We start from the raw sequence: 11,252 nt of genomic DNA on the forward strand, positions 1-11,252 counted from the left end.
GCGCGGCATCGGCAGGCGCGCCCGAGGCAAGCGTGGTTGAGCAAGCCAAAGGGGCTATTGGCTCCTTCATCAATCCGCTTGGCCAGCAGGCGCCTGAGCAAGACAGAAAGAACCCCGCCAGCTACCTGACCGACCGAACACCTCGGGTGCCGCAGCTCCCGGCCTCGGCTCCGATCTATGACGACCTGACCAAGCCTAAGGCCTTTCCGCGGCTGTACTGCATGTCCAGCCATGACCCCGATATCTACGCCCGCAAGTTCGCCAGCGCCCCGAGCGCCACCGTCAACGGCAGACCGACTGTGTGCCAGTGCTACACCCAGCAGGGGACCAAGGTGAAAACTGATTTTCGGTTCTGCCTGGATATCGTCGAGAACGGCTATTTCGATCCCGCGATACCTGATCGCACCCAGCCCGAGTACAGCCAGGCCCCCGCCGCCCAGCCTCCCAGCTCGCCCCCTGCTCAGACGCCCCCACAGCCGCAGCCAAGCAACGGCGTCACCATCGTGACCTATGAGAAGGGGCGTTTCTTGTGGTGATCCCTCGGGGCGTCCTGGGCGTGTTCTGCATACGCCTGCGAGGGACGAGCGGGCGCGCAGAACGCGCCTGCTGACGCCCTTGTAGCACGTCAGATAAACCGATTTCGAAATGGCAAGTAATGGCCAGTAAGGAAACCCAAGCATGAAAGTTAAAGACTTTGCCCGACTCGACCTGAACGGTGAGCACAATCCATTGGGCCGTATCTTTGTTGATCCTGGTACTGCTGAAATCGTCGATCTGTCGAAAGCCAGAATCTTGGCCTGCAGCGTCGATACCGTCCGCCAGCTGTACCGTGGCCTGATCCGCCCGGAAATCATGTGTCTGTTCGACAAGCCAGGGACCATCGTCGATTTCGCTGGCCAGCGCTGGCACTCCGGTCGTGTCAGTAAGGACTCTGGTTACCAGTACAAGCTCCAGAATGCAGACCTGGGCATCATCCTGCTGGTGAAGAACTTCAACGCCAAAATCGAGAACATCGGCCCCCACCTGAAAATTGAGGTGTCACCGCATGCCATCGATCAGTTCTGCCCCGAGCGCCTTCAGGAACGTCTCGACTACTACGCCGGCCACGTCCTGACCAACATTGAGCGCAACCAATGCGCCGTCCACCTCGCGCTAGACCTGCAGGGATGGCAACCGCCTGCTGATCTGGTCGCCCGTATGCACTGCCGCGCACGTGCTGCCCGTGATATTTCCGGCATCAAGGAAATTCAGTGGACTCTGGAGTCTGCCACCTACGGCAAAGGCCAGTCCTACCTGTTCGGCTCCGCTGGTGGCGTCCAGCTGGGGATCTACAACAAGACCGAACAGGCCCGCTCCATCGACAAGCTCGACTATTGGGAAAACGTCTGGAAGCGTCGCGACAGCTTCGACGAAGCCGACCCGGACAACTATGACCCCGAGCAAGACGTGTGGCGCGTAGAACTGCGTTATCACCACTCGGTTATCCAGCAATTCGCGTCCGGCTCGTTCGACCTGCAGACCAGTAAGATCATCGAAACCAACAGCTACGCAGCATTCGCACCGCACCTAGACGGCCTGTGGCGCTATGGCCTGCGCCAATTCAAGCTGCTGGCTCGCCCTGGCTACTTTGAGCCCATCTGGACCCTGATCCGCGACGATGTGCGCGTAGATCTGCCAGTCGATTCCCTGTTGGATGACACCGAGTACAAGCGCCAATACAAGACCTCGCGGGGCTTCTCGGGAAAGAACGTCGAGCTATTCCTGGGAAACTTCGTCAGCCTGCTGGCACGGGAGCGAGTGGGCGCTAGAAAGGCTTTCTACCGGCTCAAGGATTGGGAATGCTGGCCGGTGATCCGCGACCACTATGCCGCCAAAGGCATGGATGAAGACGGGCTGTATAAACACATCAAGGGCATCCTTGAAGAACGGCATGTGCGTTGGGGGCGTGCTGTCTGATGGCAATAGAGCAACTGCCTGACGGACGCTGGAAAGTCGACGTTGAACCCATCAAGGGCCGTCGCTTCCGCAAGACCTTCAAGACCAAGGGTGAAGCCCAGCGCTTCGAGGCCACCTGCAGGGCCAAGGTCATCAATGCACCTGAGTGGGCACCCAAGCCAAAGGACCGTCGCAAGCTCTCAGAGCTGATCGACCGTTGGGCAACACTGCATGCCCATACCTTGAGCGATGGTGAAGCAAGGCGTCGCTTGCTGGATGCGCTGGCCAAAGAACTGGGCGATCCGGTAGCCATCAAGATGACCGGCAACGAATATGCCGAGTATCGAACTCAAGCCATCAAAGCCGGTGCCAATCCGAAGACGTTGAATAATCGCCTGGGCTACCTGCGCTCAGTGTTCAACGTACTGCGCCAGCTCGGCGAAATCGACTACGCCAATCCGCTCGCTCGCGTCCGCCCTCTCCGCCTGCAGGAAAAAGAGCTGGCCTACCTGACCGATGACCAGATAGAGACCCTGTTCGCCACCATTCACCGCTATTGCCGGACGCCCCACGTCGCCATGGTCGCCGCCATCTGCTTGGCCACGGGCGCTCGTTGGGGTGAGGCTCAGGCACTGACACCCGACCGGGTACGCAACCAGTTGGTTACGTTCGTGAACACCAAAGGCAAGCGAGTACGCTCTATCCCTATTGCCCTTGAGCTGGAGCAACAGATACACCGGCACTTCAAGCAATACGGCCTGTTCAGCAACTGCCTGAACAGTTTTGGCAAGGCCCTGGGTGAGTCTCGCTTGCCAGTGCCTGCTGGCCAATCGTCACACGTGCTTCGGCACACCTTCGCCAGTCACTTCGTCATGAACGGTGGCAACATCCTGACACTGCAGAAAATCCTGGGCCACACCACTCTGGCCATGACTATGCGTTACGCGCACCTTGCATCCGATCACCTGCAGGACGTCGTCAGGTTCGGACCGGCTAGCGATCACCAGCGCTTTCTCGGCATCATCACCCCATAGCCATATCGAACCATGGGGGGCATCATGCGTGACTTCATTCAACAGCAGTGTAAGGCCAGGCAGCATGATGAATTCTTGCAACGCAAGGTTGCCGCTGCCAGGGCATCGCTAGAGTCTGGTCGTGGTCGTTCCAATGACGATGTAGAGGCTGAATTTTCCGCTCGTCGTGCCAAAACCTAGCCTTATCGCGCTGACAAGAAGTCAGCACGAGTACATTCCTTATTGGCGCGGCGTCAGTTCGATGTCGTGAATGTTCTGGTTACCCACACTCTTGGTGTAAATGTTGTAACCGGGGGCGTTCACGAAAATGACATGCTGAGGAATAAATGGGCCGGTAACTGAATAGGCCCCCATGGCATTTGTCGTGGTGCTTACGTTGTTTATCGTTACCGCTGCCGATGAGATCGGGTTGCCAGTAGGTTTATCGCGTATCACGCCGCTTACGGTCGTGCAGCCTCCAATGAAGGCAGCAAAAGGGAGAACTATAAGAAGCTTCTTGAGGGATGGCATACATCTTCTTCCATGGTTGTAGTGTGCCAATGATTAGCACTTTGCCACTACGTGTCTAGCTTTCCTTCCTCGCTTTCGACACTTCTTCGACACCTTGCATGCCGCAGATAGCAAAAGCCCCCGAAACTCTAGGAATTTCAGGGGCTTAGGCTTGAGATATGGCGGGAAGATAGGGATTTGAACCCTAGGTGCCATTGCTGACACAACGGATTTCGAATCCGTCCCGTTCGACCACTCCGGCATCTTCCCAAGCGGCGCGCATGATAACAGTTGATTACGCTTTGGCGAAGCTTATTTTGAATTTTTTTCGTTTTCTATCAGGCGCTTGTGAAAAGACCGAGCAGTGCTCGGCCTTTTCCGGTGATGCTCAGCAGGTTCAGGCCATTAAACGCGTCAGCGCTTCGCGGTACTTGTCGGCCGTTTTCTGGGCCACGTCTGCCGGTACGGCCGGAGCAGGTGGTTGTTTGTTCCAGCCGGTGGATTCCAGCCAGTCGCGCACGAACTGCTTGTCGAAGCTCGGCGGGTTGCTGCCTTCGGCGTAGCTGTCGGCCGGCCAGAAACGGCTGGAATCGGGGGTCAGCACTTCGTCCATCAGGGTCAGGGTGCCGTCTTCGTCCAGGCCGAATTCGAACTTGGTGTCAGCGATGATGATGCCGCGGGTAGCGGCGTACTCGACAGCTGCGCTGTACAGCTTGATCGCGGTATCGCGCACCTTGGCCGCCAGCTCGGCGCCGATGATGGCTTCGCACTGCTCGAAGCTGATGTTCTCGTCGTGGTCGCCTACAGCGGCTTTGGTCGACGGGGTGAAGATCGGTTGCGGCAGCTTGGCCGCTTCCTTGAGGCCAGCCGGCAGCGAGATGCCGCAGACGGTGCCGCTCTTCTGGTATTCCTTCCAGCCGGAACCGACGATGTAGCCACGCACGATGGCTTCTACGGCAACTGGCTTGAGGCGCTTGGCCACGACGGCACGGCCTTCGACCAGCGGCAGCTCAGCGGCGGATACGACGTCCTCGACCTTGTCACCGGTGAAATGGTTGGGCACCACGCCTGCCAGTTTGTCGAACCAGAAGTTGGAGATGGCGGTGAGGATCTTGCCCTTCTCCGGAATCGGCTGCTCGAGGATGACATCGAATGCCGACAGACGATCGGTGGCCACCATCAGCATGCGCTTGTCGTCGATTTCGTAGAGGTCGCGGACCTTGCCCGAGTAGATCTTCTTCAGGCTCAGGGTGGTGGGTGTGCTCATGTCGGCATTTCCGTTTCTGGCAAACAAAACAGGCGAAACCTTTGCGGGTTTCGCCCATCGATTAACAGCTGAGGCGCGCTGCGCCGATCAGCCGAGATTATCCTGGATCAGGCTCAACACGCGGCGCGATACGTCGGCCGGGGCAACGGTGTTGAGGTCTTTCTCCACGGTGACCTGTACGCCATCGCCAACCGGCGTCAGACGCACCTGATAACGCTCGGCGCGGGCATCGATCTCTTCCTTGCTCGGCGCGCTGCCGAACATGCGACCGAAGAAGCCCGGCTTCTCCTCGTTGACCTGAGCACCTTCGGCCAGGTTGATGTAGTACAGACCCAGGCTGCGGTTGAGGTCGTCGACGCGCACGTCACCCAGCTCCAGCGAACGACCGACGCCCGACCAGGCACGGTCGAAGTCTGCGCCAAGGTTGAGCACCGGGTTGCCGTTGCCGTCTTCGCTCAGGCTCACACGGCTGGGAGCGTCGAAGTCTCGTGCAGCGAGCAGCGATACGGAACCGCCCTGCTCCACACCACGGGCCATGCTCACCAGCATTTCGTCGAGCAATGCGGCTTCGAGGCTGGCGTTGCCGCTATTTGCAGCGAAATCGACATCTGCAGTGCTGCCCGCAGGACGCTCGGCGCTGGTGACGAAGACTTCACTGGTGTTGCGCTGTACGCCCGGCTCGATGCGCACTCGCACGCGGGTTTCGGCATCCGGCGCAACGCCGGAGACGCGGCTGCTCAGGCGCCGGGCCATGCCGGTGGAGAGTTCGTCGAAACGCTGCCAGGAGGTGGTGAATTCACCGACCTGCGGGCGCTCGCTGGCGATACGAAAACCGTTGTCTTCGAAGAACTGGCGCGCCAGCGGCCAGACTTCGGCCGGTACGCGCTGAGCTACGACCCAGCGCGAATCGCCGCTGCGCTGCAGGCTGAACTCGCGCTCGTCGGCACGCACTTGCAGGCCTTGCGGGCGCGGCACCTCGAACTCGGCCGGGGTCGCGGTGGTGCTGGCGATCTGCGCGGGTACCGGCAGCAGGGGATCGAGGCGCTTGGCATCGACATCGGCAGGCAACTTCATGGGCGCGGTTTGTCGCGCTTCCAGGTAGTCGCTGCCACGATCACGGAAATAGCCGTTTTCACCCCAGAGCCAGCCACAACCGCTGGTGCTGGAGACGATCAGAGCAAGGGCGGAGAATCCGGCCAGTCGCTTCATGCGTAGAATCCTTGAGTTAAGCCAATACACCGCACTGGCGCATGGCCTGGCGCAGCGGTTCGTGACAGCGCGGGCTGAGCCAGGTCAGAGGCAGACGAATACCGTCCCCCATCAAGCCCATTTCATGCAGCGCCCATTTCACCGGAATCGGGTTGGATTCGAGGAACAGTGCCTTGTGCAGCGGCATCAGGCGGTCGTTGATTGCACGGGCGATGGCAGCCTCGCCACGCATCGCGGCAGCGCACAGGTCGCTCATGGCGCGCGGCGCAACGTTGGCGGTAACCGAGATATTGCCCTTGCCGCCTAGCAGCATGAGTTCGACGGCGGTGGCGTCATCACCGGAATAGACGAGGAAGTCCTTGCTGACACGCTCCAGGACGTCCTGGGCGCGCTGCAGGTCGCCGGTGGCTTCCTTGATGCCGATGATGTTGTCGATCTTCGACAGGCGCTCGACGGTCTCCGGCAGCATGTCGCACACGGTGCGACCCGGCACGTTGTAGAGAATCTGCGGAATGGATACTGCTTCGGCAATGTGGCGGAAGTGCAGGTACAGGCCTTCCTGAGTCGGCTTGTTGTAGTACGGGGTGACCAGCAGGGCCGCATCGGCGCCGACGTCCTGGGCGGCACGGGTCAGTTCGACCGACTCGCGGGTGGAGTTGCCGCCGGTACCGGCGATCACCGGGATACGACCGGCGACCTGCTTGACCACGCGTTTGATCACTTCGATATGCTCACCCACGTCCAGCGTGGCGGACTCACCGGTGGTGCCGACCGCGACGATGGCATTGGTGCCCTCTTGCAGGTGGAAATCCACCAATTTGCTCAGGGCCTCCCAATCAAGACCACCCTGCGCATCCATGGGCGTGACCAGTGCCACCATACTGCCCGCAATCATGCAACCGCTCCTGCCGGAAAAATTGAGCCGTAATGGTACTGGTGCCACCAGTCCGGCACAAGCAACGGACAAGGGCTTATCGGTGCTGGCCGTCGTCCGATGTACACGGCTGCGCCATTCCCCTCGGCGGTGCTTTTCGCTAACCTGCTGCCTTTGGTCCACGGCTTCTCGTGCGCGGACCGTTCATCGCTTTAGGAAGGCTGCATGTCCACCCCCCCCGTTCGCGAACAATTCCTCGTTATCAGTGCTCTCGGCCGCGACGCCATGGCGCTGACCAACCTGCTCAGTCGCACCAGCCATGAGAATCGCTGCGCGGTGATCAGCACTCGGCTGAGCCGCCACGGCGAGTACAGCGCGCTGGTGCTGCAGGTGTCTGGTAGCTGGGATGCACTGGCGCGCCTGGAGTCGAGCCTGCCGCTGCTGGCCAAGAAGCACGATTTCAGCGTCGATCTGATTCGCAGCGCCGCCGCCGAAGTACGCCCGCAAGCGCTGCCCTATGTCGCTTACGTCAGCGCCGTGTATCGCCCGGACATCCTCAACGAGCTGTGCCAGTTCTTCATCGATAACCGCGTCGAACTGGAAGCCCTGACCTGCGACACCTACCAGGCGCCGCAGACCGGCGGCACCATGCTCAACGCCACCCTGACCGTGACGCTGCCGGCCGGCACGCAGATCAGCTGGCTGCGCGACCAGTTTCTCGACTTTGCCGATGCATTGAATCTTGATGCGCTGATCGAACCCTGGCGCCCGCAAAACCCCTGATAGCCGCAAACAAGGAATTTCCATGTCCGTTGAACTCGACAAAGCCGTTGCCGACTTCCAGGCCGAAGCCACCAGTGGCCAGCAGGTAAAGCTGTCCGACCTCAAGGGCAAGCAGGTCGTGCTGTATTTCTACCCGAAGGACGCCACTCCAGGCTGCACCACCGAGGGTATGGACTTCAGCGCCCGCTTCGAGCAGTTCAAGGCAGCCAATACGCTGATCTTCGGCGTATCGATGGACAGCCTGAAGAAGCACGAAAGCTTCAAGTGCAAACAGGCCTTCCCCTTCGAGTTGATCAGCGACGAGGAGCACCAGCTGTGCGACCTGTTCGGCGTGTATCAGCTGAAGAAGAACTACGGCAAGGAATACATGGGCATCGTGCGCAGCACCTTCCTGATCGACAAGGACGGCGTGTTGCGTGAAGAGTGGCGCAACCTCAAGGTCGCCGGCCATGTCGACAAGGTGCTGGCCGCTGCGCAGGAACTGCACAAGCGCTGAGACCCGCCACCGTAGGAGCGGCTTCAGCCGCGAAGCTGACAAGCACCTCTGCCGGGCTATCCCGTACTCACGGAGAAGTGCGCATGAAAAAGGCCGCGAATGCGGCCTTTTTCGTTTGACCGGGGATACCGGCCCAGTCATGCACCTGTTTCGCGGCTGAAGCCGCTCCTACGGCCGGCCCTCTCAGGCTTGTGCAGGTTCTGGCTCGGTACGCGGCCAGGCGTTGATCACCGCCTTGAACAGCGTTGCCAGCGGGATGGCGAAGAACACGCCCCAGAAGCCCCACAGGCCACCGAACAGCAGCACCGCACAGATGATCGCCACCGGGTGCAGGTTGACGGCCTCGGAGAACAGCAGCGGCACCAGCACGTTGCCATCGAGCGCCTGGATAATGCCGTAGACCACCATCAGATAGAGGAACTGATCGCTCCAGCCCCACTGGAACAAGCCGATCAGCGCCACCGGCACCGTCACCACCACCGCGCCGATATAGGGCACCACGACCGATAGCCCGACCAGCAAAGCCAACAGTGCCGCGTAGTTGAGCCCCAGGTAGGCGAAGGCGATGTAGGTGACCACGCCGCAGATGATGATCTCGATGAACTTGCCGCGGATGTAGTTGGCGATCTGCTGGTTCATCTCCTGCGCCACCTGGGTGATCAGCGCGCGCTCGCGCGGCAGGTAACTGCGGAACCACTGACCGATCTGTTCGCGGTCCTTGAGGAAGAAGAACACCAGGATCGGCACCAGCACCAGATAGATCATCACGCTGACCAGCATCGGCAGGCTGGACAGGGAGAACGACAGCGCCCACTGGCCAAACTTGCCGGCCTCGCCACGCATGCTGGTGATCAGCTGCACGATCTGCGCATCGGTGATCAGGTTCGGGTAACGCTCCGGCAACAGCAGGAACACCGACTGCCACTCGGCCGCCATACGCGGCAGCTCGTTGAACAGCGTGCTCAGCTGCTGCCACAGCAGTGGCATCAACACCAGCATGAACACCGTCAGGCCGCCCATGAACAGGGCGAACACCAGCCAGACCGCCAGTACTTGCGGTACTTTCAGGCGCTCCAGACCGTTGACCAGGCCCTGCATGAGAAACGCCAGCACCAGGCCAGTCAGCACGGGCGCCAGCATTCCGCCCAGCGTCAGCACCAGCGCAAAGCCCAGCACCAGCAACACGGCCAGCACCACGGCCTGCTCATCGGAGAAGTAACGGTGCAACCAGTCGCGAATAACCTTGACCATCAACAATCCTTAATCTGCAAAAGAGCGGCGCTCTCTATTTTTAGCCTGCGTGATGGGGTACGGCTCAGGCCTTACGCAACCAGTAACGATAAATACCCGCGTCGACCTCTTCATGCAGCAGCGCATGCCCGGCCAGGCTGGCGAAGGCGCGAAAATCGCGCTGCGAGCCAGCATCGGTGGCGCTGACCTTGAGTACGGCGCCGCTGGCCAGGCGATTGAGCTCGAGCTTGGCTTTGAGCAAGGGCAACGGGCAGTTGAGCCCGCAGGCGTCGAGTTCGGCATCGAAGGCCGGTACGTCTGTCATCATCTACTCCTGATCGGTCGGCTAGGATACCCAAGCCGCCACAACCCTGGCCAGCGTGGTAGCTGGCCGGCTACAGTAACGCCTTTGCCTCCCGAGAGTCCTGAGTGCATGACTTTTCTGCGCCCTACCCTGCTGACGCTGGCCTGCCTGTTCGCCGCCCACACGGGTGCCAGTGACCTGCCGTCGCTTGGCGACGCCAGCTCCTCGATCGTCTCGCCCCAGCAAGAACACCAGCTGGGCCGTGCCTGGCTCGGCCTGCTACGTGGCCAGGTCTCGCAACTGGACGATCCGCAACTCAAGGACTTCGTCGAGTCGAGCGTCTATCGCCTGTCGGAAACCAGCCAGCTACAGGACCGACGCCTTGAGTTCATCCTGCTCAACAGCCCGCAACTCAACGCCTTCGCCGCGCCTGGCGGGATCGTCGGGGTCAACGGCGGCCTGTTCCTCTATGCCCAGACCGAGGCCGAGTACGCCTCGGTCATGGCGCACGAACTGGCGCACTTGTCGCAGCGCCACTTCGCCCGTGGCGTCGAGGCGCAGCAGCGCATGCAATTGCCGCTGATGGCCGCAATGCTTGCCGGCATCGTCGCTGCGGCGGCGGGTGCCGGCGACGCCGGTATCGCCACCATCATGTCGACCCAGGCAGCCGCGATTCAGGAACAGCGGCGTTTCTCCCGCCAGAACGAACAAGAGGCCGACCGCATCGGCCTGGTCAACCTGGAAAAGGCTGGCTATGACCCGCGCGCCATGCCGTCGATGTTCGAACGGCTGATGCGCCAGTACCGCTACGACGCCAAGCCGCCGGAGTTCCTGCTGACTCACCCGGTGTCGGAGTCGCGTATCGCCGATACCCGCAACCGCGCGGAGCAATACCCGGCCAAGGGCCGCGAAGACAGCCTGCGCTATCAGTTGATGCGCGCCCGCGTGCAGCTGACCTACGAAGAAACGCCGGGCCTCGCGGCCAAGCGTTTCCGCGCCATGCTCGACGAGAATCCAGGCCTCGATGCTGCGCGCTACGGCCTGGTGCTGGCACAGATGAAAACCGGCCAGCTCGCCGAAGCCGGTGAAACCCTGGCTCCGCTGCTGGCCAAGGCCCCGGACGACATCACCTACAACCTGGCGCAGATCGAACTGGATATGGCGGCCAATCGTCTGGATGCGGCGGAGCGTCGACAGAAGCGCATGTTCACCCTGTACCCGAGCAATTACCCGCTGCAGCAGACCCGTGTCGATCTGCTGCTCAAGCAGCAGCGCATCGCCGACGCCGAACGCGCCCTGGACGACCTGCTCAAGAGCCGCGACAAGGACCCGGACGTCTGGTACCAGGTTGCCGAGGTGCGTGGCCTGAGCGGCAACACCATCGGTCTGCACCAGGCACGTGCGGAATACTTCGCCCTGGTCGGTGATTACAACCAGGCCATCGAGCAGCTGGACTTCGCCAAGCGCCGTGCCAGCAACAACTTCCAGCTGGCCTCGCGTATCGATGCGCGTCAGCGCGAACTCGCCGAGGAAAAGCGCCTGGTCGAGCAGATGCTGCGCTGATCGGGAATGCAGCGAATAGCCTGATAGTGGCGGTGTGCACGGCGCACCCTACCTCCCTGATCCCGGAT

At 61.0% G+C, this 11,252-nt stretch carries 11 protein-coding genes, 1 tRNA gene and 1 pseudogene; 6 read left to right on the top strand and 7 right to left on the bottom strand.

The annotated features are described in order from the left end of the window. From PCLY_RS25000 to PCLY_RS04130, 3 genes and pseudogenes are all read left to right on the top strand, one after another. Nucleotides 1–536 (top strand): annotated as a pseudogene (locus tag PCLY_RS25000) (zonular occludens toxin domain-containing protein); the annotation flags it as partial. A gap of 142 nt (nt 537–678) precedes the next feature. Next, nucleotides 679–1,956: a hypothetical protein gene (locus tag PCLY_RS04125; protein WP_061238029.1), complete on the top strand. Its 1,278-nt coding sequence runs from the start codon at nt 679–681 to the stop codon at nt 1,954–1,956. Next, a complete protein-coding gene (locus PCLY_RS04130; protein WP_061238030.1) occupies nt 1,956–2,969 on the top strand; it encodes a phage integrase in 1,014 nt (337 codons plus the stop codon). The genes PCLY_RS04125 and PCLY_RS04130 overlap by 1 nt, the downstream gene beginning before the upstream one ends. 219 nt (nt 2,970–3,188) lie before the next feature. Here the strand turns inward: PCLY_RS04130 and PCLY_RS04135 are convergent, their stop codons facing one another. The 5 genes from PCLY_RS04135 to dapA form a co-directional block, all read right to left on the bottom strand. Next, nucleotides 3,189–3,479, bottom strand: coding sequence for a carboxypeptidase-like regulatory domain-containing protein (locus PCLY_RS04135; protein WP_061238031.1), 291 nt, complete (start codon nt 3,477–3,479; stop codon nt 3,189–3,191). A 159-nt stretch (nt 3,480–3,638) separates the two neighbouring features. Next, nucleotides 3,639–3,728, bottom strand: a tRNA-Ser gene (locus PCLY_RS04140). Between the two features lie 127 nt (nt 3,729–3,855). Then, nucleotides 3,856–4,725 carry a phosphoribosylaminoimidazolesuccinocarboxamide synthase gene (locus PCLY_RS04145; protein ID WP_061238032.1) on the bottom strand — a complete coding sequence of 290 codons (870 nt, stop codon included), beginning with the start codon at nt 4,723–4,725 and terminating at the stop codon, nt 3,856–3,858. 87 nt (nt 4,726–4,812) lie between these two features. After that, on the bottom strand, nt 4,813–5,934 hold the full coding sequence (gene bamC / locus PCLY_RS04150; RefSeq protein ID WP_061238033.1) for an outer membrane protein assembly factor BamC: 1,122 nt from the start codon (nt 5,932–5,934) through the stop codon (nt 4,813–4,815). A gap of 16 nt (nt 5,935–5,950) precedes the next feature. Then, entirely contained in the window at nt 5,951–6,829 is an 879-nt protein-coding gene (gene dapA, locus PCLY_RS04155) for a 4-hydroxy-tetrahydrodipicolinate synthase (RefSeq protein WP_061238034.1), read from the bottom strand. A 204-nt stretch (nt 6,830–7,033) separates the two neighbouring features. On the opposite strand from dapA, the gene PCLY_RS04160 reads away from it, so the two are divergent. Continuing rightward, a complete protein-coding gene (locus PCLY_RS04160) occupies nt 7,034–7,591 on the top strand; it encodes a glycine cleavage system transcriptional repressor (RefSeq protein WP_061238035.1) in 558 nt (185 codons plus the stop codon). 22 nt (nt 7,592–7,613) lie between these two features. Continuing rightward, the gene (locus PCLY_RS04165) at nt 7,614–8,087 is read left to right on the top strand and encodes a peroxiredoxin (protein ID WP_061238036.1); all 474 of its coding nucleotides are present in this window, start codon (nt 7,614–7,616) and stop codon (nt 8,085–8,087) included. A 183-nt stretch (nt 8,088–8,270) separates the two neighbouring features. On the opposite strand, the gene PCLY_RS04170 is transcribed toward PCLY_RS04165, so the two are convergent. Together PCLY_RS04170 and PCLY_RS04175 are read right to left on the bottom strand one after the other, a co-directional pair. Continuing rightward, a complete protein-coding gene (locus PCLY_RS04170) occupies nt 8,271–9,338 on the bottom strand; it encodes an AI-2E family transporter (protein ID WP_061238037.1) in 1,068 nt (355 codons plus the stop codon). Between the two features lie 64 nt (nt 9,339–9,402). Further along, on the bottom strand, nt 9,403–9,642 hold the full coding sequence (locus PCLY_RS04175; protein ID WP_013716292.1) for a sulfurtransferase TusA family protein: 240 nt from the start codon (nt 9,640–9,642) through the stop codon (nt 9,403–9,405). A 108-nt stretch (nt 9,643–9,750) separates the two neighbouring features. Here PCLY_RS04175 and PCLY_RS04180 point away from each other — a divergent pair, with 108 nt between their 5' ends. Then, the gene (locus tag PCLY_RS04180; protein ID WP_061238038.1) at nt 9,751–11,184 is read left to right on the top strand and encodes a M48 family metalloprotease; all 1,434 of its coding nucleotides are present in this window, start codon (nt 9,751–9,753) and stop codon (nt 11,182–11,184) included. Nucleotides 11,185–11,252 lie beyond the last annotated feature (68 nt).

This window comes from Ectopseudomonas composti (genome assembly GCF_001567565.1).
GTDB classification, from domain to species: Bacteria; Pseudomonadota; Gammaproteobacteria; order Pseudomonadales; family Pseudomonadaceae; genus Aquipseudomonas; species Aquipseudomonas composti_A.

Excerpts from the sequence above, each read along its gene's own strand:
- PCLY_RS04125 (WP_061238029.1), top strand. The coding sequence starts at position 679 with ATGAAAGTTAAAGACTTTGCCCGACTCGACCTGAACGGTGAGCACAAT.
- PCLY_RS04130 (WP_061238030.1), top strand. The coding sequence starts at position 1,956 with ATGGCAATAGAGCAACTGCCTGACGGACGCTGGAAAGTCGACGTTGAA.
- PCLY_RS04135 (WP_061238031.1), bottom strand. The coding sequence starts at position 3,479 with ATGCCATCCCTCAAGAAGCTTCTTATAGTTCTCCCTTTTGCTGCCTTC.
- PCLY_RS04145 (WP_061238032.1), bottom strand. The coding sequence starts at position 4,725 with ATGAGCACACCCACCACCCTGAGCCTGAAGAAGATCTACTCGGGCAAG.
- bamC (WP_061238033.1), bottom strand. The coding sequence starts at position 5,934 with ATGAAGCGACTGGCCGGATTCTCCGCCCTTGCTCTGATCGTCTCCAGC.
- dapA (WP_061238034.1), bottom strand. The coding sequence starts at position 6,829 with ATGATTGCGGGCAGTATGGTGGCACTGGTCACGCCCATGGATGCGCAG.
- PCLY_RS04160 (WP_061238035.1), top strand. The coding sequence starts at position 7,034 with ATGTCCACCCCCCCCGTTCGCGAACAATTCCTCGTTATCAGTGCTCTC.
- PCLY_RS04165 (WP_061238036.1), top strand. The coding sequence starts at position 7,614 with ATGTCCGTTGAACTCGACAAAGCCGTTGCCGACTTCCAGGCCGAAGCC.
- PCLY_RS04170 (WP_061238037.1), bottom strand. The coding sequence starts at position 9,338 with ATGGTCAAGGTTATTCGCGACTGGTTGCACCGTTACTTCTCCGATGAG.
- PCLY_RS04175 (WP_013716292.1), bottom strand. The coding sequence starts at position 9,642 with ATGACAGACGTACCGGCCTTCGATGCCGAACTCGACGCCTGCGGGCTC.
- PCLY_RS04180 (WP_061238038.1), top strand. The coding sequence starts at position 9,751 with ATGACTTTTCTGCGCCCTACCCTGCTGACGCTGGCCTGCCTGTTCGCC.